We start from the raw sequence: 23,513 nt of genomic DNA, 5'->3' as shown, positions 1-23,513 counted from the left end.
TCGCGCAGAGATGAAAAGTGGTGCACAACGCACCGCTTTTCATCACTTCAGAACGCGTTATGCGCGATCAACTGTAAAAGCAATCACTTCCGCGAGGCTTTCCGCGCCCAGCGCCAGCATCACCAGACGATCGACACCCAACGCAACACCCGAGCAGTCCGGCATGCCGACCTTTAGCGCCTCGATCAGATGGTTATCGATAGGCTGCTGCGGTAATCCGCGCGCGGCGCGCTTGCGATTGTCCTGTTCAAAACGCTGCTGCTGTTCCCGCGCATCCGTCAATTCATGGAAACCATTCGCCAGTTCAATACCTTTGAAGTAGACCTCGAAACGTTCCGCCACGCGGTGATCTTCCGTACTGATCTGCGCCAGTGATGCCTGGCTTGCCGGGAAGTGATAAACAAACGTCGGCTTATCCTTACCAATATGTGGCTCAACGCCCATCGCAAACAGCAGTTGCAGTAAGGTATCGCGATCTTCTTCAGTATCGGCAATGTTGCTTAAGTCCAGCTTCGCGGCGACGTCGCGCAGTTGCGTTTTATCCGCAGAGAGTGGGTCGATTTCCAGATGACGCTGGAACGCCTGCTGATAAGAGAGACTCTCCGCCGCCGGGCATTCCAGCACCTGCTGCAACAGATCATCCACTTCGTTCATCAACCGGTACATGTCGTAATGCGGACGATACCACTCGAGCATGGTGAATTCAGGATTGTGATGACGCCCCATCTCTTCATTACGGAAACTACGGCACAACTGAAAGACCGGACCACACCCTGCCACCAGCAGACGTTTCATGTGGTATTCCGGGCTGGTCATTAAATAGAGGTTCATCCCCTGCGAATGGCCGGGGCCGACGAAACGCGTTTCGAACGGGAACAGATTAATGTCTGTGACCGTCGCCTGACTCATGCAGGGCGTCTCAACCTCCAGCACTCCACGATCGGCAAAGAAACGACGAATTTCCGTCATAATTGCCGCGCGTTTTAACAGGTTAGGTATGGACGCGCTCGGCTGCCAGGTTGCCGTTTCGCTCATGGTTCTTTCTCCAGTTTAAGACAAGGGCACGAAGTCTACTCGTAACGCAGCAATGAAACAAATTTTGCTCAGGAATACTCAAGCGCGGCTAACGAGTTAAAAAACCGTAGAAGGATGGTTTAGTAATTAAATTAATCAAAATCAATGATAATTCGCCCCTCTGACACGCCAAAAAAATCGAACACGTCAAATTTCCTGCACATGGCAGAGACTATACTGTTGTACCTATAAAGGAGCAGTGGAAACACGTTCGCTACCCACCTTTTTCAGGCTCTTTTACGAGATATGTGGTGGCGAAATTACAATAATCTGGAGGAATGTCGTGCAAACCTTTCAAGCCGATCTTGCCATTATAGGCGCCGGTGGCGCGGGATTACGTGCTGCGATTGCCGCAGCGCAGGCAAATCCTAATGCGAAAATCGCACTGATTTCAAAAGTGTACCCCATGCGCAGTCACACCGTTGCTGCCGAAGGGGGCTCAGCCGCTGTCGCCCAGGATCATGACAGCTTCGACTACCATTTTCACGATACGGTAGCGGGCGGAGACTGGCTGTGTGAACAGGATGTCGTGGATTATTTTGTCCACCACTGTCCTACCGAGATGACCCAACTGGAACAATGGGGCTGCCCGTGGAGTCGCCGCGAAGACGGTAGCGTCAACGTTCGTCGCTTTGGTGGGATGAAAATTGAGCGCACCTGGTTTGCCGCGGATAAAACCGGCTTCCATATGCTGCATACCCTGTTCCAGACCTCTCTGCAGTTCCCACAGATCCAACGCTTTGACGAACACTTTGTACTGGATATCCTGGTCGATGATGGTCATGCTCGCGGCCTGGTGGCGATGAACATGATGGAAGGCACGCTGGTGCAGATCCGTGCTAACGCGGTGGTGATGGCAACAGGCGGCGCAGGCCGTGTGTATCGCTATAACACCAACGGCGGCATCGTTACCGGTGACGGCATGGGCATGGCGCTGAGCCACGGCGTTCCGCTGCGTGATATGGAATTTGTTCAGTATCACCCGACCGGCCTGCCGGGTTCCGGTATCCTGATGACCGAAGGTTGCCGTGGTGAAGGCGGTATCCTGGTCAACAAAAACGGCTACCGTTATCTGCAGGATTACGGCATGGGTCCGGAAACTCCGCTGGGCGAGCCGAAAAACAAATACATGGAACTGGGTCCGCGCGACAAAGTTTCTCAGGCTTTCTGGCACGAATGGCGTAAAGGCAACACCATCTCCACGCCGCGTGGCGATGTGGTTTACCTCGACCTGCGTCATCTGGGTGAGAAGAAACTGCTGGAACGTCTGCCGTTCATTTGTGAACTGGCAAAAGCTTACGTGGGCGTCGATCCGGTGAAAGAGCCGATTCCGGTTCGTCCGACTGCGCACTACACCATGGGCGGTATCGAAACCGATCAGAATTGCGAAACCCGCATCAAAGGTCTGTTTGCCGTCGGCGAATGTTCTTCTGTGGGTCTGCACGGCGCGAACCGTCTGGGTTCCAACTCACTGGCTGAACTGGTAGTCTTTGGTCGTCTGGCGGGTGAGCAGGCGATGGAGCGCGCATCGACAACGGGCACCGCTAACGACGCTGCGCTCGACGCACAGGTTGCGGGCGTTGAACAACGACTGAAAAACCTGGTTAACCAGGAAGGTAACGAGAACTGGTCGAAGATTCGCGACGAAATGGGGCTCTCTATGGAAGAAGGTTGCGGTATCTACCGTACGCCGGAACTCATGCAGAAAACCGTGGATAAACTGGCTGAATTGCAGGAGCGCTTCAAGCGCGTTCGCATCACCGATACCTCCAGCGTATTCAACACCGACCTGCTGTACACCATTGAGCTGGGTCATGGCCTGAACGTCGCTGAATGTATGGCGCATTCCGCGCTGGCGCGTAAGGAATCACGTGGCGCACACCAACGTCTGGACGAAGGTTGCACCGAGCGTGACGACGTCAACTTCCTCAAACATACTCTCGCCTTCCGCGATGCTGATGGCACGACTCGCCTCGACTATAGCGACGTGAAAATCACCACGCTGCCGCCTGCAAAACGTGTTTACGGTGCGGAAGCGGAAGCAGCCGATAAGAAGGAGAAGGCGTAATGGCTGAGATGAAAAACCTGAAAGTTGAGGTGGTGCGCTATAACCCTGAGACCGACACCGCGCCGCACAGTGCTTTCTATGAAGTGCCTTATGATGAAACAACGTCACTGCTGGATGCGTTGGGCTACATCAAAGATAACCTGGCGCCAGACCTGAGCTATCGCTGGTCCTGCCGTATGGCGATCTGCGGCTCCTGCGGCATGATGGTCAACAACGTACCGAAACTGGCGTGCAAAACCTTCCTGCGTGAATACACCAACGGTCTTAAGGTTGAAGCGCTGGGCAACTTCCCGATTGAGCGCGATCTGGTCGTCGATATGACGCACTTTATCGAAAGTCTGGAAGCGATTAAGCCGTACATCATCGGTAACCCGCGTACGCCGGATCAGGGGCCAAACACCCAGACCCCGGCGCAGATGGCGAAGTATCACCAGTTCTCTGGTTGCATTAACTGTGGTCTGTGCTATGCCGCATGCCCGCAGTTCGGCCTGAACCCTGAGTTCATCGGACCGGCTGCGATTACCCTGGCGCATCGTTACAACGAAGACAGCCGCGACCACGGTAAGAAGGAGCGTATGGCGCAGTTGAACAGCCCGAACGGCGTATGGACCTGTACTTTCGTGGGCTACTGCTCCGAAGTTTGTCCGAAGCACGTCGATCCGGCGGCTGCCATTCAGCAGGGTAAAGTGGAAAGCTCGAAAGACTTTCTTATCGCCACCCTGAAACCACGCTAAGGAGTGCAACATGACGACTAAACGCAAAGCCTATGTGCGGCCGATGACGTCCACCTGGTGGAAAAAATTGCCGTTTTATCGCTTTTACATGCTGCGCGAAGGCACAGCCGTTCCGGCAGTCTGGTTTAGCATTGAGCTGATTTTCGGCCTGTTCGCACTGAAGCACGGTGTGGAATCCTGGGCAGGCTTCGTTGGTTTTCTGCAAAACCCGGTGGTGGTGATCCTCAACGTGATCGCCCTGGCGGCAGCATTGCTGCACACCAAAACCTGGTTTGAGCTGGCGCCGAAAGCAGCCAACATCATCGTAAAAAGCGAAAAAATGGGGCCAGAGCCGATCATCAAAGGTCTCTGGGCGGTTACTGTGGTAGCGACCGTAGTCATACTGTTTGTTGCCCTGTTCTGGTAAGGAGTCCGGGATGATTAATCCAAATCCAAAACGTTCTGACGAACCCGTATTCTGGGGCCTGTTTGGCGCAGGCGGTATGTGGAGCGCAATCATTGCGCCAGTGATGATCCTGCTGGTGGGGATTCTGCTGCCGCTGGGCCTGTTCCCGGGCGATGCCCTGAGCTATGAGCGCGTACTGGCGTTTGCTCAGAGCTTTATCGGCCGCGCTTTCCTGTTCCTGATGATTGTCCTGCCGCTATGGTGTGGCTTACACCGTATGCACCACGCGATGCATGACCTGAAAATCCATGTGCCTGCTGGCAAATGGGTGTTCTACGGTCTGGCAGCGATCCTGACCGTCGTAACGGCGATTGGTATTCTGTCTGTCTAAAGCAATCCGCCCTCTTGTCTGCCGATGAGAGGGCGTTTTTTCATTCCCACCATTATTTTCCCCACCAGGTTCTACACTTAGGAAAAACACCCTAAGGATAAACCTATGCGCCTGCTCCCTATCGTTGCCGCTGTGACGACTGCGTTTCTGGTTGTCTCCTGTAGTACCCCCACGCCACCCCAGGGCGTCACCGTGGTGAATAACTTCGATGCCAAACGCTATCTCGGGACCTGGTACGAGATTGCCCGTTTTGATCATCGCTTCGAACGGGGACTGGAAAAGGTCACGGCGACCTACAGTCCGCGCGATGACGGCGGTCTCAACGTAGTCAATAAAGGCTGGAACCCGGACAGAGAGATGTGGCAGAAAAGCGAGGGGAAAGCCTTTTTCACCGGCGACCCTAGTCGCGCCGCGCTGAAAGTCTCCTTCTTCGGTCCGTTCTACGGTGGCTACAACGTTATCGCGCTCGACAGAGAGTACCGGCACGCGCTGGTTTGCGGCCCGGATCGCGACTACCTGTGGATACTCTCTCGCACGCCGACTCTTTCTGACGAAATGAAGCAGCAGATGCTGGCCGTCGCGACCCGGGAAGGGTTTGATGTCAGTAAGCTAATCTGGGTAAAGCAGCCCGGTGCTTAGTGGGTGCTTAATTTCAGACCAATAATACCGACAACGATTAACGCCAGACTGGCCAGACGCATGGGATTGGCTGATTCACCCAGTAACAGAATGCCGGTGATGGCAGCACCGACCGCGCCAATCCCCGTCCACACGGCGTACGCGGTGCCCACGGGGAGCGTTTTCATCGCCCAGGCAAGGAGCGCCATACTGACGATCATCGCGGCAATGGTGATGATACTCGGCGTCAGGCGACTAAAACCGTGGGTATATTTCAGACCCACCGCCCAAACTACTTCAAGCAGACCCGCAATTAACAAGATTATCCAGGACATATCAGGCTCCAGAGAAATGGGGCCGTCCCCGGTGAAAGAAGCGTTAGCAGGTCGTCCTGCTACGCTGAAGGTGGAAGGAACATTCTTGCCCGAGCGGCGGTGATTTTCAATATTTTTATCTTTCTGCGCCTAAAAGGTTGAATTAGGCGCATTTCGCAGCGCATTTTGCGCATTCAGCACTCATCCGACTTCTCTATGATGGGACGCTTTCTGAAGTCAGGAAGCCATTTGCCCTACTTCTGAATGCGAAAACGCTATGTTGAAAATATTAGTGATTGACCGTTGCCACTTCACCCGCACAGGGATCGAGGCATGGCTTAATCATTCCGAACTCTTTAATACGTCGTTTCTGGTCTCTGGGCTCAATAATCTCTTACTGGTTAAAGAGCACATCCAGCAGTGGAAACCTCACCTGGTGATCGCGGACTTGTACGGTTTTCTCAACGACACCCAGTCGGCCCAGTATATTGCCCCGTTTTTTCTCGCCTGCGGTGGCAGTCCGTTGATATTACTGGAATCCGGGGGCGTGATGGCTGAGACGCGGCGCTATCCTGTCTGCGCATCGTTAACCAAGCAGGTCTCTCTGCCGGAGCTGGCTGAAAATATTCACAACGCCCTGCTGACGGGTTCGGTATCTGAAGCGCCCGGCAATGCCTCGACGCTGCTTACGCCACAGGAAGAGAAAGTGCTGACGATGTGGATGGAAGGGGCGAGTAACAACGCGATTGCCTGTGCGCTCAGCATTCATGGTAAAACGGTGTATACCTACAAACGCAATATCCGCATGAAATTACACATGGATAATCGCTTTTCGCCGTTTCTTGCGCCGTCTGAGCTGAAAAATTAACGGCACGACAAAACTCGCCGTACCGTTTACGCGGCTACTGCTGAGCTTTGGTTGCGGCGCCCGAAATGGCGTTGCCGCCGTCGGAGATATCCTCACCCATGCCGCGCGTGGTATTACAGGCAGTTAACACGGAGGAAAGTACCAACACAGATAAGATCGCTGCAATTGTCTTTTTAACCATAACGTCTTCCTTTTCTAGCCTATGTTGTTTGTGTCGTGCCACTTAATCATAGACAAGATCCCGAAAAATGGCGGGAGATAGACGCTTTTTAGGACGACAAGAAGAAAATTAGCTGGCCGCGTGGGAAATGGAATTACCGAGGTGCTTAATATCCTCACCAAAGCCGCGCGCGGTATTGCAGCCCGCCAGCAACGAAGTGGTGAGAAGGAGCAGTGTTACAAGACCGAGAAGATGTTTCATCATTCCTGCCCTGGAGAAATAATGGCGCAGCAAAATGCTGCACCATAATGCGCTAAACGCGCGGATTATTTCACGCGGGAGACGTACTCGCCTGAACGCGTATCCACTTTAATCACTTCGCCAATCTGAACGAACAGAGGCACTTTCACCACTGCGCCAGTAGACAGCGTTGCCGGCTTACCACCCGTACCGGCGGTATCGCCTTTCAGACCCGGATCGGTATCAACGATTTCCAGTTCAACAAAGTTCGGCGGGGTCACAGAGATAGGCTGACCGTTCCACAGGGTCACGATGCACTCAGCCTGATCCAGCAGCCATTTCGCGTTATCACCTACCGCTTTCTCATCAGCAGCCAGCTGTTCGAAAGTTTCGTTGTTCATGAAGTGATAGAACTCACCGTCGTTGTACAGGAAGGTCAGGTTCATATCGACCACGTCTGCGCCTTCGGCGGAGTCGGTGGATTTGAAGGTTTTCTCAACGCGGGTGCCGGTCAGCAGGCGACGCAGCTTAACGCGCGCGAATGCCTGGCCTTTACCTGGTTTAACGAATTCGCTGGCTTCAACCGCATACGGTTCGCCGTCCATCATGATTTTAAGACCAGCACGAAAATCGTTGCTATAGTACGTTGCCATAAGGCCCTCTGAAAATTGTTAACTGGTAGCTAAGCCACAAAATGGCGCATATTGTAACCCTAAATACCCCATCCAGAGAAGATTGGTTATCGCAACTTGCCGATGTTGTGACCAATCCCGATGAACTCCTGCGTCTTTTGAATATAGACGCAGATGAAAAACTGTTGGCCGGGCGTGACGCCAGACGTCTGTTCGCCCTGCGCGTGCCACGTGCATTTATCGCGCGAATGGAAAAAGGCAACCCTGACGATCCGCTTTTACGTCAAGTGCTTACCTCCGAGGATGAGTTTATTGCCGCGCCGGGTTTCTCCACCGACCCGCTGGAAGAACAACACAGCGTCGTACCGGGACTGCTGCATAAATACCGTAATCGGGCGCTGCTGTTGGTGAAAGGCGGTTGTGCGGTAAATTGCCGCTATTGCTTCCGTCGACACTTCCCGTACGCGGAAAATCAGGGCAATAAACGAAACTGGCAGGCAGCGCTGGAGTACATTCACGCGCATAGTGAACTGGACGAGATCATTTTCTCCGGCGGTGACCCGCTGATGGCCAAAGATCATGAACTGGACTGGTTGCTCACACAACTGGAAGCCATTCCCCACATCAGGCGTCTGCGTATTCATAGTCGTCTGCCCATTGTCATCCCTGCGCGCATTACCGGGGAACTGGTTGCCCGCTTCACACGCTCTTCGCTGCAAATCCTGCTGGTGAATCACATCAACCACGCCAACGAGGTAGATGAGACCTTCCGGCAGGCGATGGCGAAACTGCGCACCGCAGGCGTTACGCTGCTCAATCAGAGCGTTCTGCTACGCGGCGTCAATGATAACGCCAGGACGCTGGCGAACCTCAGTAATGCGCTGTTTGATGCGGGCGTCATGCCCTATTATCTGCATGTGCTGGATAAGGTTCAGGGCGCAGCGCATTTTATGGTGACCGACGACGAAGCCCGCCAGATTATGCGCGAACTGCTCACGCTGATATCGGGCTATATGGTGCCCAAACTGGCGAGGGAAATTGGCGGCGAGCCCAGTAAAACGCCACTGGATTTACAACTGCGTCAGCAATAACCCTTCAAGCAGGTGTCCGTTTCCGGACACCTGACACCAAAACTCCCGGCGCCCTCCTTCCCGTATGCTATTTTAGCGACGCCTTGCGAAGCATATATTTAGAAATCATATCAATAAGTCACAACCAATCGCTGAATTTATCATTGGTGAGGGAGAACCATTATGGCTATCAGTATCAAAGGGATTAATACGGGCGTTATCCGTAAAGCTAACGAATTCATAGCACTGGCACTGAAAATTAAAGAACCGAGGAACAAGGAGTCGTTGTTTTTTCTGTCCGCACTGGAATTACGCGATCTGCTGATCGCCGTGGAGAGTCGTCTGTATCAGAAACAGCAACTGGATGCAGCCGAACGTCAGCACTACGAAAAAATGCGCGACAGTATCAGCAAGAAAATGCAGGAAAACATCCCTGCGATGGTGGAAGACGAACTTCGACATGCGGATGTTCAACGCCGCGTTACCGCCGTCGCGTTAACCGACGGAAGTGGCGACGACTTAACACTGACATTCACGCTTCACGACGGCAATACCTGCATTCTGCGGGTGAACGAATTGCAGATTGACGTTCTGGTGTATGCCATTATTCGAGCGATAGAGAACGCCGGCATGCGGGAACTGGCGCTGCGAATCTCCTCGCTGCTGGACTTTTTGCCGCTGTATGATGCGGACTACCTGGACCATGAGCGACTGGAATACGATGCCTATGCGCAGCCAGAGTGGAAGCACTCGCTTTTCACGCATTATCTTGCGATGCTTTACCGTTTTACGGATGAAGCAGGAAAGGTGCAGTTTAGCGGCGCCGTCGTGAAAACCCGCGTTCCGTCTGGTAGCAAAGAGGCGGAAGCCATTTCCCGGCGTTTACTCGACTTTAGCCCGAGACTGAAAACGCTGGCAGGGAAACCGTGTCAGGTCTTTGTCAGAACGCTGACGGCGGATAAAGCGCAAACGCTGACCCAGGAACAATGCCTGCGCGCGCTGCATCATTTACGCGTTCAGTCCGTTAACACGACAGCACAACACGCCTGATGGCGCTACGCTTATCAGGCCTACGACATAACTTCGAGTCATTACACAAAATCATTCAATCAGCATCGCGGCGGCAAGCGAAGAAATCCCCAGGAGCATAGATAACTATGTGACTGGGGTTTCACAGCGCAGCCAACAAAGAGGCTGGTTGAAGGATGAAGTGTAATCAGTTAGGGCACTTATAAACCTGACCAATCATCTCACTGGCCGTTGGGACAAAGCTGGATAACATGCTCTGACTCGGACTGCTGACGCCATAAATCACGTTGCCGCCCATGGCCGCCGCCTGGTTGCGCAGGTCATTTGCCGCGCCACGCATAGAGCCGCCTTCTTCACCGTGCTGACCTGAAAGCCAGTTGCTCTGCTTACCGGTTGCCGTGCCAATCAGCTGACATTCAGCGCCGGGCTTATCTTCAACAAAGCGAACGCTTTGTCCTGCGGAACTCAGTTCGCTGCTGGAGCTACAACCCGCCATCAGTAGCGCGGCACCGACAATCCCTGCAAAATATTTCGCGTGCATGTTATTCCCCATAATCAATGAGCTGGACGTTTTGTCCGTCACTGAATCTTATACTAAAAAGATGACCAAAAGAAAAACCCCCGAACATTTCTGCCCGAGGGTTTCTCATTTTTCGCGAGATGCTGATTTAATCGAATAATTCAGGTTGCAGGCAGGCGGCAAGTTTATGATTCCCCGGGAGCTTACATTAGTAAGTGACCGGGGTGAATAAACGCAGCCAACGCACCTGCGGCTTGAAGTATGAAGATTAAATTACATCATGCCGCCCATACCACCCATACCGCCCATACCACCAGCAGCACCTAAGTCAGGCGCGTCGCCTTTCGGCAGGTCGGTCACCATGCACTCGGTGGTGATCATCAGGCCAGCCACAGATGCCGCGTACTGCAGAGCAGAACGGGTCACTTTGGTCGGATCCAGGATACCCATGTCGATCATGTTGCCGTATTCTTCGGTCGCTGCGTTGTAACCGTAGTTGCCGTCACCCGCTTTCACGGTGTTCGCCACAACAGACGGTTCTTCGCCGCAGTTCAGAACGATCTGACGCAGCGGAGACTCCATTGCGCGCAGCGCAACTTTGATACCGACGTTCTGATCTTCGTTCTGACCTTTCAGGTCCGCGAGTTTGGACGCTACGCGAATCAGCGCAACACCACCACCGGCAACCACACCTTCTTCTACCGCAGCACGGGTTGCGTGCAGGGCATCTTCAACGCGGGCTTTCTTCTCTTTCATTTCAACTTCGGTCGCTGCACCGACTTTGATAACTGCCACGCCGCCAGCCAGTTTCGCTACGCGTTCCTGCAGTTTTTCACGGTCGTAGTCAGAAGTTGCTTCTTCGATCTGCTGACGAATCTGAGTCACACGACCCTGGATTGCCGCTTCGTCACCCACGCCATCGATGATGGTAGTGGTGTCTTTGTTGATCACAACGCGTTTTGCCTGACCCAGGTCTTCCAGAGTCGCTTTTTCCAGTTCCATACCGATCTCTTCAGAGATAACGGTACCGCCAGTCAGCGTCGCGATATCCTGCAGCATCGCTTTACGACGATCGCCAAAGCCTGGAGCTTTAACCGCAGCTACTTTCACGATGCCGCGCATGGTGTTAACCACCAGGGTCGCCAGCGCTTCGCCTTCTACATCTTCAGCGATGATCAGCAGCGGTTTGCCTGCTTTCGCAACGGCTTCCAGAACCGGCAGCATTTCGCGGATGTTGGAGATTTTCTTGTCAGCCAGCAGGATGAACGGGCTTTCCAGTTCTACTGCGCCAGTTTCCGGCTTGTTGATGAAGTACGGGGACAGGTAGCCACGGTCGAACTGCATACCTTCAACCACGTCCAGTTCGTCCTGCAGACCGGTACCGTCTTCAACGGTGATAACACCTTCTTTACCGACTTTATCCATCGCTTCAGCGATCAGTTTACCCACGGTTTCGTCGGAGTTAGCGGAGATGGTACCCACCTGAGCAATGGCTTTAGAGTCAGAGCACGGTACGGACAGCGTTTTCAGTTCTTCAACTGCAGCCGCAACCGCTTTGTCGATACCACGCTTCAGATCCATCGGGTTCATACCCGCAGCAACGGCTTTCAGACCTTCAGTGATGATGGACTGCGCCAGTACAGTTGCGGTGGTGGTACCGTCGCCTGCTGCGTCATTCGCTTTAGAGGCCACTTCTTTCACCATCTGCGCGCCCATGTTTTCGAACTTATCTTCCAGTTCGATTTCACGTGCAACAGAAACACCATCTTTGGTGATGGCTGGTGCGCCGAAGGATTTATCCAGAACCACGTTACGGCCTTTCGGGCCGAGAGTCACTTTCACTGCGTCTGCCAGTACGTTTACGCCGCGCAGCATTTTCACACGAGCGTCGTTACCGAATTTTACGTCTTTAGCTGCCATTTTCTCTTTCCCTTAAATTCGTATGTTCAGTGTCGTTCGCGGATTACGCTTCAACAATTGCCAGAATGTCGCTTTCAGACATGATCAACACTTCTTCATTGTCGATCTTCTCAGATTTCACACCGTAACCATCGTTGAAAATCACGATGTCGCCGACTTTCACGTCCAGCGGTTGCACGGTCCCGTTTTCCAGGATGCGACCCTTACCGACAGCGATGATTTCGCCACGAGTTGATTTACCCGCTGCGGAACCGGTCAGAACGATGCCGCCAGCAGATTTGGACTCAACTTCTTTACGTTTAACGATCACGCGATCATGTAACGGACGAATACTCATTGATAGCTCTCCTTTGAGAAAGTCTTTATCAGTTATGGGTGACGCCGGTCCGCTAAGGTTCCCGGCTAGTGACCAGAGAGATGGGGATGGGGTTTTGCCCCTTCAAGGGGCAATGTGAAAAAAAATTTTCTTCAGGCAAAAATCCTGCAAAAACACTACTTACCTCACATTTCTCGCCTATTTAATCGCTGGCATCATAAGCAAATCTGATTGTGATAACATCGAAAACCTGCGCAGTTGCCTGGAATTCAGGCGCAAACGGATAACAACTCATGAGTGGACTGAAACAAGAGCTTGGACTGGCTCAGGGTATTGGCCTGTTGTCGACATCATTATTAGGAACAGGCGTGTTTGCCGTCCCGGCCCTGGCCGCGCTGGTGGCAGGCAATAACAGCCTGTGGGCCTGGCCCGTTTTGATTGTTTTGGTGTTTCCCGTTGCGATTGTTTTTGCCCTGCTAGGTCGCCATTACCCCAGCGCAGGCGGCGTCGCCCATTTCGTCGGCATGGCATTTGGCCCGCATCTTGAACGGGTCACCGGCTGGCTGTTTCTGTCCGTCATCCCTGTGGGTCTTCCTGCTGCGCTGCACATTGCTGCCGGGTTTGGACAAGCGATGTTTGGCTGGCACGGCTGGCAACTGTTGCTGGCGGAACTCGGCACCCTGGCGCTGGTGTGGTTCATCGGTTCACGCGGTGCCAGCTCCAGTGCAAACCTGCAAACGGTGATTGCGGGTCTGATTGTGGCATTGATTGTCGCCATCTGGTGGGCCGGTGACCTCAAACCAACAGAAATTCCTTTCCCTGCGCCAGGTGATATTGAGATGTCAGGGCTGTTCTCCGCGCTGTCGGTGATGTTCTGGTGCTTCGTTGGTCTGGAAGCGTTCGCTCATCTGGCTTCTGAATTCAAGGATCCCGAACGGGATTTCCCGCGTGCGCTAATGATTGGCCTGCTGCTGGCCGGTTCGGTCTACTGGGCCTGCACCGTTGTTGTTCTGCATTTTGACGCCTATGGTGAAACGATGGCGGCGGCGGCCTCGTTGCCGAAAATCGTGGTGAAACTGTTTGGCGTTCAGGCGCTGTGGGTGGCCTGTGTGATCGGCTATCTGGCCTGCTTTGCCAGTCTCAACATCTATATACAGAGTTTTGCCCGTCTGGTGTGGTCACAGGCACAGTATAAACCGGGCCATTACCTTGCCCGCCTCTCTCCCCGTCATATTCCGCGCAACGCGCTCAATGCCGTGCTGGGCTGCTGCGTGGTCAGTACGTTGTGCATTTATGCGTTAGAGATCAATCTCGATGCGCTCATCGTCTACGCCAATGGCATCTTTATCATGATCTATCTGTTGTGCATGCTGGCAGGATGCCGCTTGTTGAAAGGTCGGTATCGCGCGCTGGCGATGGTGGGGGGATTATTATGCCTTCTTTTACTGGCAATGGTTGGCTGGAAGAGTCTGTATGCGCTGATTATGCTGGCAATACTGTGGCTGTTATTGCCGAAACGGAAGATGGCTGAACAGCAGGGATAGGCCGGATGCGCATGTTCCCCCTCAGATAAATGTGCCCGGGAGGCCTTTACGCCTGCCGGGCCGACAAATCTACCATGTCATCAGTCGCGACGGTCGTCTTTATGTTCGATACGGTCACGCTCATCGTCTTTGCGCTGGAACTCGCCGTCAAAGGTGTCGCCACCGCCCGTTCCGGCGCTAAAACCGCCACCCGGCATCCGGGAAAAACGCAAATGCGGCAGCAGCTTCATCGTCAGGTGTTTCTGCACGGGAGGTAATAAAAGAAGAAGACCGAGGAAGTCGGTGAAAAAGCCTGGCAACAACAGCAACAGACCCGCGATGATCAGCGAAACACTCTTAATCATCTCTTCAGCAGGGCTCTCTCCTGCCGCCATTTTCTGCTGCATCAACAAAAAGTTCTTAAATCCCTGGTTGCGTACCAGCGACATCCCGATGACCGAGGTAAAGATTACCAGGATGAGCGTCATCAGCACACCCATCACATGGGCAACCTGAATGAAGATAGAAATCTCAATATAAACATAGAGAAAGACTGCAAGTAACGGTATCCAGCGCAAAAGGGTTCTCCTCAAACGACCGCCGTGATACGCACGTCGGCCCGAAAATAGTTGCGATTTGCATTAGTCGGATATAGGGGTAGTTCACAAAATTTCAAGCTGTTTACGCACTTATTTTTAGAGTTAATCCTAAAGCGGTGACCTATTTCACAAAATAATAATTAAGGAGTAATTTACCACACTTAAAGTGATCCAGATTACGGCACAATTTCTGGAGCAGAATATGATCTCGTTGACCAGACCGATGTAGGGGATAATCGTCGGTCAAGAAACAATCGAAACCACATATATTCTGTGTGTTTAGTGCATTCATTGGCAGCTTTAAATAAAGAAGGTTCACATGTTAAACAACATTCGTATCGAAGAAGATCTGTTGGGTACCAGGGAAGTTCCAGCCGAAGCCTATTATGGTGTTCACACTCTGAGAGCGATTGAAAACTTCTACATCAGCAATAACAAAATCAGTGACATCCCTGAATTTGTGCGCGGCATGGTAATGGTTAAGAAGGCAGCAGCGCTGGCAAACAAAGAGTTGCAGACCATTCCTAAGAGTGTAGCGAATGCTATCATTGCCGCATGTGATGAAGTCCTGAATAACGGCAAATGCATGGACCAGTTCCCGGTAGACGTTTACCAGGGCGGTGCAGGCACCTCCGTCAACATGAATACCAACGAAGTGCTGGCCAATATCGGGCTGGAGCTGATGGGTCACCAGAAAGGTGAATATCAGTACCTGAACCCGAACGACCACGTGAACAAATGTCAGTCTACTAACGACGCCTACCCAACCGGTTTCCGCATCGCCGTTTACGCTTCTATCGTAAAACTGGTCGACGCCATCAACCAACTGCGTGAAGGCTTCGAGCGTAAAGCTGTCGAGTTCCAGGACATCCTGAAAATGGGTCGTACCCAGTTGCAGGATGCGGTTCCGATGACCCTGGGTCAGGAATTCCGCGCTTTCAGCGTGCTGCTGAAAGAAGAAGTGAAAAACATCGAACGTACCGCTGAACTGCTGCTGGAAGTTAACCTCGGCGCAACGGCTATCGGTACCGGTCTGAATACGCCGAAAGAGTACTCTCCGCTGGCCGTACAGAAACTGGCGGAAGTGACCGGCTTTGCCTGCGTTCCCGCTGAAGACCTGATCGAAGCGACCTCTGACTGCGGTGCTTACGTTATGGTACACGGCGCCCTGAAACGCCTGGCTGTGAAGATGTCCAAAATCTGTAACGACCTGCGCTTGCTCTCCTCTGGCCCGCGTGCTGGCCTGAACGAGATCAACCTGCCGGAACTGCAGGCGGGCTCTTCTATCATGCCGGCGAAAGTTAACCCGGTCGTACCGGAAGTCGTCAACCAGGTGTGCTTCAAAGTCATCGGTAACGACATCACCGTCACCATGGCGTCTGAAGCCGGTCAGTTGCAGTTAAACGTGATGGAGCCCGTGATTGGTCAGGCGATGTTTGAATCCATTCACATCCTCAGCAACGCCTGCTACAACCTGCTGGAGAAATGTGTTAACGGTATTACCGCTAACAAAGAAGTGTGCGAAGGGTATGTCTACAACTCTATCGGCATCGTCACCTACCTCAACCCGTTCATCGGCCACCACAACGGCGACATCGTTGGTAAGATTTGCGCCGAGACCGGTAAGAGCGTACGTGAAGTGGTGCTGGAGCGCGGTCTGTTGACTGAAGCTGAGCTGGACGATATTTTCTCCGCACAGAACCTGATGCACCCGGCTTACAAAGCAAAACGTTATACTGATGAAAGCGAACAGTAATCGTACAGGGTAGTACCAAGGAGGGCACGTCAGATGACGTGCCTTTTTTCTTATTAGAAGTTACTTAATAACAACAATTTAATATCAACTTGTTAAACAACAAGGAAGGCTAATATGATAGTTGTCGAACTTATCATTGTTTTGCTGGCAATCTTTTTGGGCGCCAGACTTGGGGGCATCGGGATTGGATTTGCAGGTGGACTGGGTGTTCTGGTTCTTGCCGCTATCGGCGTGAAACCGGGTAACATCCCGTTCGATGTCATTTCCATCATCATGGCGGTTATTGCTGCTATCTCCGCGATGCAGGTTGCGGGCGGTCTGGACTATCTGGTTAACCAGACAGAAAAACTGCTGCGTCGGAACCCGAAATACATCACGATCCTTGCACCGATCGTGACCTATTTCCTGACTATCTTTGCCGGTACCGGGAACATCTCCCTGGCAACACTGCCGGTTATCGCTGAAGTAGCGAAGGAACAGGGCATCAAGCCTTGCCGTCCGCTCTCCACCGCCGTGGTGTCCGCTCAGATTGCGATCACCGCATCGCCAATCTCCGCAGCGGTCGTTTACATGTCTTCTGTGATGGAAGGTCATGGCATTAGCTACATCCACCTGCTGTCCGTGGTCATTCCGTCCACGCTGCTGGCGGTATTGGTGATGTCTTTCCTGGTGACCATGCTGTTCAACTCCAAACTCTCTGACGATCCGGTGTACCGCAAGCGTCTGGAAGAAGGTTTGGTTGAACTGCGCGGTGAGAAGCAGGTCGAAATCAAACCGATGGCGAAGAACTCCGTCTGGATGTTCCTGCTGGGCGTAGTGTGCGTCGTCGTTTATGCGATCGTCAACAGCCCGAGCCTCGGTCTGGTTGAGAAACCGCTGATGAACACCACTAACGCAATCCTTATCATCATGCTGAGCGTCGCGACGCTGACCACTATCCTGTGCAAAGTGGAAACTGACGCTATCCTCAACTCCAGCACCTTCAAAGCCGGTATGAGCGCCTGTATTTGTATCCTGGGTGTTGCATGGCTGGGTGACACTTTCGTATCCCACAACATTGACTGGATCAAAGACACTGCAGGTGAAGTGATTCAGGGCCATCCGTGGCTGCTGGCGGTGATCTTCTTCTTTGCTTCCGCACTGCTGTACTCTCAGGCAGCAACCGCTAAAGCACTGATGCCGATGGCGCTGGCGCTGAACGTTTCTCCGCTGACTGCCGTTGCCTCTTTCGCTGCGGTTTCTGGTCTGTTCATTCTGCCAACTTACCCAACGCTGGTTGCGGCGGTACAGATGGATGACACCGGGACAACGCGTATCGGTAAATTCGTCTTTAACCACCCGTTCTTCATCCCTGGTACGCTGGGTGTGGTACTGGCGGTCTGCTTTGGCTTCCTGCTGGGCAGTTTCATGCTGTAAGTGTTACCTGCGGGGCGTGTTCGCGCCCCGCATTTCCCTCCCCTTTGTCTAACATCCTTTCCTCGTCCGTTGTATAGTGACCACTCTTTGCGGGTCATTCTGTTCATTCGAGGTGTTTATGCATGATGTGAGTCGTCAGGATATCTCCCTCCCCGATGCCGTTGTTGTGCTCTGCACCGCGCCGGATGAAGCCACTGCCCAGGATCTGGCGGCCAAAGTGCTGGCAGAAAAGCTGGCGGCCTGTGCCACGATTATTCCCGGCGCTACCTCGCTGTATTACTGGGAGGGGAAACTGGAGCAGGAATACGAAGTCCAGATGATCTTAAAAACCTCGGTGATACACCAGAGCGCCTTACTCGACTGCCTGAAGTCTCATCACCCGTATCAAACGCCCGAACTTCTGGTTTTACCCGTTACTCATGGAGACAGTGATTACCTCTCATGGCTCAACGCATCCTTACGCTGATCCTGCTTCTTTGCAGCACATCGACTTTTGCCGGACTGTTCGACGCGCCGGGTCGCTCAAATTTTGTCCCTGCTGACCAGGCCTTTGCCTTTGATTTTCAGCAAAATCAACACGATCTGAATCTCACCTGGCAGGTGAAAGATGGGTATTACCTGTACCGCAAGCAGATCAGTATTACCCCTGCTCAGGCAGAAATCGCGGAAGTCACTCTGCCGGCGGGCGTCTGGCATGAAGATGAGTTCTACGGCAAAAGCGAAATCTACCGTGATACGCTCACGATCCCGGTGACCATCAACCAGGCACAGCCAGGCGCGACGCTGACGGTCACATATCAGGGCTGCGCCGACGCAGGATTTTGCTATCCGCCGGAAAGCAAAATCCTGCCGTTAAGCGAGGTCGTCGCCAGCGCAGAGCCGAAACCGGCTACACCAGCTGCGGCACAGTCGCCGCAACCGGAAAACGCGCCCGCACAACTTCCCTTCTCCGCCCTGTGGGCGCTGCTGATCGGCATTGGAATCGCCTTTACCCCTTGCGTACTGCCGATGTATCCGTTGATTTCCGGCATCGTACTTGGCGGTAAACAACGTCTTTCTACCGGACGTGCGCTGCTACTGACGTTCATCTATGTGCAGGGGATGGCGCTGACCTATACCGCTCTGGGTCTGGTGGTGGCCGCCGCCGGATTGCAATTCCAGGCAGCCCTTCAGCATCCCTTTGTCTTAATCGGTCTGGCGGCGGTCTTTACCCTGCTTGCCCTGTCGATGTTTGGTCTGTTCACCCTGCAACTGCCCTCATCGCTGCAAACGCGCCTCACGCTGATGAGTAACCGTCAGCAGGGCGGTTCTGCGGGCGGCGTTTTTGCTATGGGCGCAATTGCCGGGTTGATTTGTTCGCCGTGTACGACCGCGCCGCTCAGCGCCATCTTGCTGTACATCGCCCAGAGTGGAAATCTGTGGCTCGGCGGCGGTACGTTGTACCTTTACGCACTGGGGATGGGGCTGCCGCTGATGCTGGTCACCGTCTTTGGTAACCGTCTGCTGCCGAAAAGCGGGCCATGGATGGAGCAGGTCAAAACAGCATTTGGCTTTGTTATCCTCGCGCTGCCGGTCTTTTTGCTGGAGCGAATCGTCGGCGATACGTGGGGCTTACGCCTGTGGTCGCTATTGGGCGTAGCCTTCTTTGGCTGGGCGTTTATCACCAGTCTGCAAGCAACGCGTGGCTGGATGCGCATTGTACAGATAATCCTGTTGGCGGCAGCGCTGGTCAGCGTACGTCCACTCCAGGACTGGGCGTTTGGCACAACGGTGACTCAGGCGCAGGCGCATCTGGACTTCAGACCGGTGGCAAGCGTTGAGGAACTCAATCAGGCACTGGCCGAGGCGAAAGGCAAACCGGTGATGCTGGACCTGTACGCCGACTGGTGTGTCGCCTGTAAAGAGTTTGAAAAGTACACCTTCAGCCATCCGCAGGTAAAGCAGGCGCTGGGCGATACGGTGCTGTTACAGGCTAACGTCACCGCCAATAACGCGCAGGATGTGGCGCTGCTGAAGCATTTGCAGGTGTTAGGATTGCCAACCATCCTGTTCTTTGATGCGCAAGGCCAGGAACACCCGCAAGCACGGGTAACGGGCTTTATGGATGCGGCAACGTTTAGCGCGCATTTGCGCGATCGCCAACCGTGAGCGACACTTTCAGAGGTAAAGACGGAGGAATGACCGTGCAACGTGAAGATGTCCTGGGAGAAGCCCTAAAATTAGTAGAGATCCATGGGATTGCGAACACCACGCTGGAGATGGTGGCTGAGCGCGTTGATTATCCGCTCGACGAAATGCAGCGTTTCTGGCCGGACAAAGAGGCCATTCTGTATGACGCGCTGCGCTATCTCAGCCAGCAGGTGGATATCTGGCGTCGCCAGCTGCTGCTGGATGACTCCCTGAGTGCCGAACAAAAGCTACTGGCCCGCTACAATGCGCTGGCTGAATGCGTGAGTAATAACCGCTACCCGGGCTGCCTGTTCATCGCCGCCTGTACGTTTTATCCCGATCCGTCGCACCCGATTCACCAACTGGCGGATCAGCAGAAAAGCGCGGCGCACGACTTTACCCACGAACTGCTGACCACGCTGGAGATTGACGATCCGGCGATGGTGGCCAAACAGATGGAACTGGTGCTGGAAGGCTGTCTGAGCCGCATGCTGGTCAATCGCAGCCATGCGGATGTAGAGACGGCGCATCGTCTGGCAGAAGATATTCTGCGCTTTGCCCAGTGTCGTCAGGGAGGCGCGCTGACCTAAACCAGCAACCCCGCCCACGCTGAAACCATCAGGCACAGCGCCGCCTGGCGCTGAAAACGCACAGATTGCCGCAAACTTAAGCAGTTGAACAGCTTTTCCCTAAATTTGGTTGACTGTCGGGCATGATTACGGTTTAATGCGCCCCGTTGCCCGGATAGCTCAGTCGGTAGAGCAGGGGATTGAAAATCCCCGTGTCCTTGGTTCGATTCCGAGTCCGGGCACCACTTCTTCAGAGCCTGTTCGTTAAGAGATGAGATCCTTAACGGGCAAGACAGCAGTCCCCAGACGGCATGATGATGGTACTTGTGTTACCGCATCAGTTGAACACGGGACTTAAATCCAGAGGATGTTGGTACCATCCTCTGGATTTCTCACGTCCACAATTTACTTCACGAACGTATTTACCCTCAGATCTTCCCTGTGTCAATCTTTTGTAAAGCAAACATCCCTTTTTTTTCCATTTTTAATTTCATCAACTTAGATTTAACTTAAGATTAGTCTTATGCAGCATCCAGCTCCTCCAGCATGTCCCGTACCTTATCCAGGTCACTTTCAACATACTCCAGCGTGACCGCCGGTGTTGAATGACCCAGCAGGTCCTGTGCCATCTTCAGGTTACGATCCGGCAAACGCATCAGGTTAGTCGCGATGGTGTGTCGGAACCTGTGCGGACTGACTGTAAAACCGCATTCTCGTGAAAGCCGTCTGAAAAACGCACGCAACGGCGGATAATCCATGTTGCTGCTGATTTCATTCTTCCGGCCATCAAAGCGAGAAAGATTAAACAACTGGTCCTGCATCTTCGCGCCACGCTCAAGGGAGAGGTTATAGAGCCTTTCAAGTCTGGGACGGAGGTTTTCAGTAATCGGAACCCGGTGCTCCTTATGGTTCTTGGAACCCTCAGGCCGGAGATTAATCCAGCGGTGCTCAAAATTTACATCCTCCAGGCGAATGTGCAGCAACTGGTTCTGGCGCATTCCTGTCCTCCGCAATGCATCCAGTACCGTTAGCCAGAACCATGCTGGCCGTAAGGCGCTTTTTCTTAACTCCATCATACCAGTCCGTTCATCCTCTTCCCTTGCCAGCATGTGCAGATAAATTTTATTCATCTGCACATCAGTCAGTGTTTTTTTGCGTTTGACATCGGGTCGGGTGATTACGCCGTTGAAAGGGTTTTCCCTCATCGTTACAAGCCCATTAACGATGGCGTGATTAAATATAGCGCGCATATGAGTCACTTTATTATTCCATGTCGTTCTGCTCAGTCCTTCCTCATGGATAATTTTTCGGCGCCACGTTAAAACCAGCGTTTTATCAACCTGCTCAGGTGAAATACCTTTCCCGCTAAAGGAAATGAATGATCTGACTACCTTCCTGTAGCTCCACTCCGTAGCCGGGCGCAAAGATTTACTGAAAAAATAATCATCCAGCACTTCTTCAAATGCATTGTTCATATTCACCTCGTATATTGTTATTCTGACTTAAACAATAGTATTAATTTCTTCGTGCAAGCCATACGCTGTCCGGTGGACAGGTTCCTTTTCTGTAAATAATGTCAGCACTCAGCATGTATCCTGACATTTTGGTGTAACGACCGCTTTTGTCCGGCGTATCGTATTTATGGTAATGCCAGAGGCCTTTACCATTTCGTGAATAATGAACGTTCAGAGCTTCAAAGCTTTTTTGTAACTCTGATTTATCCAGTGACTCGTTTGTATTCAGCGATAAATATTTAAAAAAACACTCAGGTGAAACAATGAATACAAACTGAGCCAGAATATGTGCAAAACTCTCGCCCTCATTGACACTAGCCGTACCGTCAAGGATTGAGGATTTCAGCCAGTCCAGAAACTTTTCTCCTGGAGTGCCAGATTCCATCCCGACCAGCGAAGGCTCTTCAGAAGAAGTAGTTTCAACCTTCTCTTCAACAACAGGAGCACCAGAGCCCGACATCTGGTCAAGCACGCTAAGAAATTCTGCGGTTGATACCGACTCATCCGGGACAGTTTCATCACCTGTTCGTTCATCGGATGACTGTGTATCATGATTATCAAATGCCGAAAGCAACGTAACCTGACCGGTAACATCCTTAGCAGCATAATCACCTGTCTGGTTAGTATCGTAACCTATTGAAGCATTGTTAATTGGCTCTGGAACCGGTGTTATATTTTTGTGACTGGACGTTTGATGCATATCGTCGTCTATTAAATTTGGGATATTGTTTGTTCTGGATCCTTCCTCCCCTTCCTCCCCTGAGGTGATCACCTTATCGCTTTCAGAGGGGCTTGCTGTACCAGAAACGGTTCCTGATTTATTGGCAACGCTGGCAAGCGCATCGCTGATGATGCTGTTGAGAATTCCAGACTGAGCTTTTTGTCCGCTGAGGTACAAAAATAGCGCACCTGAAATCGCCGGCCAGCGTTGAAGCCAGATAGCCGCAGCATCCGGGATGAGTTTACTGGCAATGTACATGCCGTTCATTGAAGCCGTTCTCCCCTGCCGGGGACGCACCCGCCAGTTTGCACCGGGTATTTCCATCCCCGGACACCAGGCTTTTCCGTTCGCCAGGCTCCCTTCAATCTGCGACAACCAGTCAAGATGATGAAAAAGCCCAGCCCAGAACACTGCGCATATCCAGGCAGGCCCCTGCTCTGCCTGCTCCTCAGGCGTCGCTCCCGGAGGTAACATCATACCGCGTACCAGCCTCACGGCACTTGCGGCCACGGATAAACTGAGGTCAGTAAAGCTCCCTGGTGTGGCGAACGGCCCCGCCCAGGCTGCCGGTACTTCCTGAACGCGAGCAGCCATTTGCTCTAAGGGTTTTAGCCAGAATTCGTCAAAGGCTGACTGTGACAGTGGGCAATTTTCCCGCAACATCCGGACGTTCTTCTGTCGCTCCGCAGTTCCCAGTAACAACTGACCGGACAGTACGTTCCGGAACCCTCCCGCTTGTGCCGGCTGCACGGATGGCCTTACTGAGTATTCCGTTCCGACTGCCAGCCCAAGGCCTGTTAACCATTTCAGTCCACGCATAAGCACCCCATAACCAAATACCGAATTGACGCTACGCTATGGAGACGGTTGTATTTTGCAAGTCAAAAGCCTTAGTTCCTGATTAAAC

The 23,513-nt window shown here is 52.9% G+C and carries 25 protein-coding genes and 1 tRNA gene; 15 read left to right on the top strand and 11 right to left on the bottom strand.

Features of this window, described 5'->3' with window-relative positions; all coding sequences use genetic code 11:
• Positions 1-57 precede the first annotated feature (57 nt).
• Positions 58-1,035, bottom strand: coding sequence for an elongation factor P--(R)-beta-lysine ligase (gene epmA / locus F384_RS23930; RefSeq protein WP_046494375.1), 978 nt, complete (start codon positions 1,033-1,035; stop codon positions 58-60).
• 322 nt (positions 1,036-1,357) lie between these two features.
• Here epmA and frdA point away from each other — a divergent pair, with 322 nt between their 5' ends.
• From frdA to F384_RS23905, 5 genes are all read left to right on the top strand, one after another.
• Positions 1,358-3,142: a fumarate reductase (quinol) flavoprotein subunit gene (gene frdA / locus F384_RS23925; protein ID WP_046494372.1), complete on the top strand. Its 1,785-nt coding sequence runs from the start codon at positions 1,358-1,360 to the stop codon at positions 3,140-3,142.
• On the top strand, positions 3,142-3,876 hold the full coding sequence (gene frdB / locus F384_RS23920; protein WP_046494369.1) for a fumarate reductase iron-sulfur protein: 735 nt from the start codon (positions 3,142-3,144) through the stop codon (positions 3,874-3,876). Before frdA ends, frdB begins: the two co-directional genes overlap by 1 nt.
• Positions 3,877-3,886: 10 nt before the next feature.
• Positions 3,887-4,282 (top strand): fumarate reductase subunit FrdC, encoded by a 396-nt coding sequence (gene frdC, locus F384_RS23915; RefSeq protein ID WP_046494366.1) that lies wholly within the window; start codon positions 3,887-3,889, stop codon positions 4,280-4,282.
• 10 nt (positions 4,283-4,292) lie between these two features.
• On the top strand, positions 4,293-4,652 hold the full coding sequence (frdD, locus tag F384_RS23910; protein WP_046494363.1) for a fumarate reductase subunit FrdD: 360 nt from the start codon (positions 4,293-4,295) through the stop codon (positions 4,650-4,652).
• 105 nt (positions 4,653-4,757) lie between these two features.
• A complete protein-coding gene (locus F384_RS23905; RefSeq protein ID WP_046494362.1) occupies positions 4,758-5,291 on the top strand; it encodes a lipocalin family protein in 534 nt (177 codons plus the stop codon).
• Here the strand turns inward: F384_RS23905 and sugE are convergent.
• Positions 5,288-5,605 carry a quaternary ammonium compound efflux SMR transporter SugE gene (gene sugE / locus F384_RS23900; protein ID WP_042321373.1) on the bottom strand — a complete coding sequence of 106 codons (318 nt, stop codon included), beginning with the start codon at positions 5,603-5,605 and terminating at the stop codon, positions 5,288-5,290. The genes F384_RS23905 and sugE overlap by 4 nt on opposite strands.
• Positions 5,606-5,861: 256 nt before the next feature.
• Between sugE and F384_RS23895 the strand changes: the two genes are divergently transcribed.
• The gene (locus F384_RS23895; RefSeq protein ID WP_046494359.1) at positions 5,862-6,452 is read left to right on the top strand and encodes a LuxR C-terminal-related transcriptional regulator; all 591 of its coding nucleotides are present in this window, start codon (positions 5,862-5,864) and stop codon (positions 6,450-6,452) included.
• A gap of 34 nt (positions 6,453-6,486) precedes the next feature.
• On the opposite strand, the gene ecnB is transcribed toward F384_RS23895, so the two are convergent.
• The 3 genes from ecnB to efp all read right to left on the bottom strand — a co-directional run bounded on the left by ecnB (position 6,487) and on the right by efp (position 7,505).
• Entirely contained in the window at positions 6,487-6,633 is a 147-nt protein-coding gene (gene ecnB, locus F384_RS23890; protein ID WP_046494356.1) for a lipoprotein toxin entericidin B, read from the bottom strand.
• Positions 6,634-6,741: 108 nt separating this feature from the next.
• The gene (locus F384_RS23885; protein WP_046494352.1) at positions 6,742-6,876 is read right to left on the bottom strand and encodes an entericidin A/B family lipoprotein; all 135 of its coding nucleotides are present in this window, start codon (positions 6,874-6,876) and stop codon (positions 6,742-6,744) included.
• A gap of 62 nt (positions 6,877-6,938) precedes the next feature.
• Complete coding sequence (gene efp / locus F384_RS23880; protein WP_046494350.1) at positions 6,939-7,505, bottom strand: elongation factor P; 567 nt, start codon at positions 7,503-7,505, stop codon at positions 6,939-6,941.
• A gap of 41 nt (positions 7,506-7,546) precedes the next feature.
• On the opposite strand from efp, the gene epmB reads away from it, so the two are divergent.
• On the top strand, positions 7,547-8,575 hold the full coding sequence (gene epmB, locus F384_RS23875; protein WP_046494348.1) for an EF-P beta-lysylation protein EpmB: 1,029 nt from the start codon (positions 7,547-7,549) through the stop codon (positions 8,573-8,575).
• Between the two features lie 162 nt (positions 8,576-8,737).
• Entirely contained in the window at positions 8,738-9,604 is an 867-nt protein-coding gene (gene yjeJ / locus F384_RS23870; protein WP_046494345.1) for a YjeJ family protein, read from the top strand.
• 166 nt (positions 9,605-9,770) lie between these two features.
• Here the strand turns inward: yjeJ and F384_RS23865 are convergent, their stop codons facing one another.
• The 3 genes from F384_RS23865 to F384_RS23855 form a co-directional block, all read right to left on the bottom strand.
• On the bottom strand, positions 9,771-10,124 hold the full coding sequence (locus tag F384_RS23865) for a DUF4156 domain-containing protein (RefSeq protein WP_046494343.1): 354 nt from the start codon (positions 10,122-10,124) through the stop codon (positions 9,771-9,773).
• A gap of 252 nt (positions 10,125-10,376) precedes the next feature.
• Positions 10,377-12,023, bottom strand: coding sequence for a chaperonin GroEL (gene groL, locus F384_RS23860; RefSeq protein WP_046494341.1), 1,647 nt, complete (start codon positions 12,021-12,023; stop codon positions 10,377-10,379).
• A gap of 43 nt (positions 12,024-12,066) precedes the next feature.
• On the bottom strand, positions 12,067-12,360 hold the full coding sequence (locus tag F384_RS23855; RefSeq protein WP_013367964.1) for a co-chaperone GroES: 294 nt from the start codon (positions 12,358-12,360) through the stop codon (positions 12,067-12,069).
• A 272-nt stretch (positions 12,361-12,632) separates the two neighbouring features.
• Between F384_RS23855 and yjeH the strand changes: the two genes are divergently transcribed.
• Entirely contained in the window at positions 12,633-13,883 is a 1,251-nt protein-coding gene (gene yjeH, locus F384_RS23850; protein WP_046494337.1) for an L-methionine/branched-chain amino acid transporter, read from the top strand.
• An 80-nt stretch (positions 13,884-13,963) separates the two neighbouring features.
• On the opposite strand, the gene F384_RS23845 is transcribed toward yjeH, so the two are convergent.
• Complete coding sequence (locus tag F384_RS23845) at positions 13,964-14,440, bottom strand: FxsA family protein (protein ID WP_042321350.1); 477 nt, start codon at positions 14,438-14,440, stop codon at positions 13,964-13,966.
• A 340-nt stretch (positions 14,441-14,780) separates the two neighbouring features.
• Here F384_RS23845 and aspA point away from each other — a divergent pair, with 340 nt between their 5' ends.
• The 6 genes from aspA to F384_RS23815 all read left to right on the top strand — a co-directional run bounded on the left by aspA (position 14,781) and on the right by F384_RS23815 (position 20,616).
• Positions 14,781-16,217, top strand: coding sequence for an aspartate ammonia-lyase (gene aspA / locus F384_RS23840; protein ID WP_042321348.1), 1,437 nt, complete (start codon positions 14,781-14,783; stop codon positions 16,215-16,217).
• 114 nt (positions 16,218-16,331) lie between these two features.
• Positions 16,332-17,633 (top strand): anaerobic C4-dicarboxylate transporter DcuA, encoded by a 1,302-nt coding sequence (dcuA, locus tag F384_RS23835; protein ID WP_046494335.1) that lies wholly within the window; start codon positions 16,332-16,334, stop codon positions 17,631-17,633.
• A gap of 118 nt (positions 17,634-17,751) precedes the next feature.
• Positions 17,752-18,099: a divalent cation tolerance protein CutA gene (gene cutA / locus F384_RS23830; RefSeq protein ID WP_046494334.1), complete on the top strand. Its 348-nt coding sequence runs from the start codon at positions 17,752-17,754 to the stop codon at positions 18,097-18,099.
• Positions 18,075-19,781, top strand: a complete 1,707-nt coding sequence (locus F384_RS23825; protein ID WP_046494332.1) for a protein-disulfide reductase DsbD — start codon at positions 18,075-18,077, stop codon at positions 19,779-19,781. Before cutA ends, F384_RS23825 begins: the two co-directional genes overlap by 25 nt.
• 35 nt (positions 19,782-19,816) lie before the next feature.
• Positions 19,817-20,392, top strand: a complete 576-nt coding sequence (locus F384_RS23820) for a transcriptional regulator (RefSeq protein ID WP_046498564.1) — start codon at positions 19,817-19,819, stop codon at positions 20,390-20,392.
• 148 nt (positions 20,393-20,540) lie between these two features.
• Positions 20,541-20,616, top strand: a tRNA-Phe gene (locus tag F384_RS23815).
• 276 nt (positions 20,617-20,892) lie between these two features.
• Here the strand turns inward: F384_RS23815 and F384_RS23810 are convergent.
• Together F384_RS23810 and F384_RS23805 are read right to left on the bottom strand one after the other, a co-directional pair.
• Positions 20,893-21,846, bottom strand: coding sequence for a tyrosine-type recombinase/integrase (locus tag F384_RS23810; protein ID WP_032676642.1), 954 nt, complete (start codon positions 21,844-21,846; stop codon positions 20,893-20,895).
• A 40-nt stretch (positions 21,847-21,886) separates the two neighbouring features.
• Entirely contained in the window at positions 21,887-23,425 is a 1,539-nt protein-coding gene (locus F384_RS23805) for a TraI domain-containing protein (protein WP_032676641.1), read from the bottom strand.
• Positions 23,426-23,513: the final 88 nt, after the last annotated feature.

This window comes from Citrobacter amalonaticus Y19 (assembly GCF_000981805.1).
GTDB classification, from domain to species: domain Bacteria; phylum Pseudomonadota; class Gammaproteobacteria; order Enterobacterales; family Enterobacteriaceae; genus Citrobacter_A; species Citrobacter_A amalonaticus_C.
This window is presented reverse-complemented; position numbering and strand designations above follow the sequence as displayed.

Bases quoted from the DNA above. Each gene is read 5' to 3' on its own strand.
- epmA (WP_046494375.1), bottom strand. From the start codon at position 1,035: ATGAGCGAAACGGCAACCTGGCAGCCGAGCGCGTCCATACCTAACCTG.
- frdB (WP_046494369.1), top strand. From the start codon at position 3,142: ATGGCTGAGATGAAAAACCTGAAAGTTGAGGTGGTGCGCTATAACCCT.
- frdC (WP_046494366.1), top strand. From the start codon at position 3,887: ATGACGACTAAACGCAAAGCCTATGTGCGGCCGATGACGTCCACCTGG.
- frdD (WP_046494363.1), top strand. From the start codon at position 4,293: ATGATTAATCCAAATCCAAAACGTTCTGACGAACCCGTATTCTGGGGC.
- F384_RS23905 (WP_046494362.1), top strand. From the start codon at position 4,758: ATGCGCCTGCTCCCTATCGTTGCCGCTGTGACGACTGCGTTTCTGGTT.
- sugE (WP_042321373.1), bottom strand. From the start codon at position 5,605: ATGTCCTGGATAATCTTGTTAATTGCGGGTCTGCTTGAAGTAGTTTGG.
- F384_RS23895 (WP_046494359.1), top strand. From the start codon at position 5,862: ATGTTGAAAATATTAGTGATTGACCGTTGCCACTTCACCCGCACAGGG.
- ecnB (WP_046494356.1), bottom strand. From the start codon at position 6,633: ATGGTTAAAAAGACAATTGCAGCGATCTTATCTGTGTTGGTACTTTCC.
- F384_RS23885 (WP_046494352.1), bottom strand. From the start codon at position 6,876: ATGATGAAACATCTTCTCGGTCTTGTAACACTGCTCCTTCTCACCACT.
- efp (WP_046494350.1), bottom strand. From the start codon at position 7,505: ATGGCAACGTACTATAGCAACGATTTTCGTGCTGGTCTTAAAATCATG.
- epmB (WP_046494348.1), top strand. From the start codon at position 7,547: ATGGCGCATATTGTAACCCTAAATACCCCATCCAGAGAAGATTGGTTA.
- yjeJ (WP_046494345.1), top strand. From the start codon at position 8,738: ATGGCTATCAGTATCAAAGGGATTAATACGGGCGTTATCCGTAAAGCT.
- F384_RS23865 (WP_046494343.1), bottom strand. From the start codon at position 10,124: ATGCACGCGAAATATTTTGCAGGGATTGTCGGTGCCGCGCTACTGATG.
- groL (WP_046494341.1), bottom strand. From the start codon at position 12,023: ATGGCAGCTAAAGACGTAAAATTCGGTAACGACGCTCGTGTGAAAATG.
- F384_RS23855 (WP_013367964.1), bottom strand. From the start codon at position 12,360: ATGAGTATTCGTCCGTTACATGATCGCGTGATCGTTAAACGTAAAGAA.
- yjeH (WP_046494337.1), top strand. From the start codon at position 12,633: ATGAGTGGACTGAAACAAGAGCTTGGACTGGCTCAGGGTATTGGCCTG.
- aspA (WP_042321348.1), top strand. From the start codon at position 14,781: ATGTTAAACAACATTCGTATCGAAGAAGATCTGTTGGGTACCAGGGAA.
- dcuA (WP_046494335.1), top strand. From the start codon at position 16,332: ATGATAGTTGTCGAACTTATCATTGTTTTGCTGGCAATCTTTTTGGGC.
- cutA (WP_046494334.1), top strand. From the start codon at position 17,752: ATGCATGATGTGAGTCGTCAGGATATCTCCCTCCCCGATGCCGTTGTT.
- F384_RS23825 (WP_046494332.1), top strand. From the start codon at position 18,075: ATGGCTCAACGCATCCTTACGCTGATCCTGCTTCTTTGCAGCACATCG.
- F384_RS23810 (WP_032676642.1), bottom strand. From the start codon at position 21,846: ATGAACAATGCATTTGAAGAAGTGCTGGATGATTATTTTTTCAGTAAA.
- F384_RS23805 (WP_032676641.1), bottom strand. From the start codon at position 23,425: ATGCGTGGACTGAAATGGTTAACAGGCCTTGGGCTGGCAGTCGGAACG.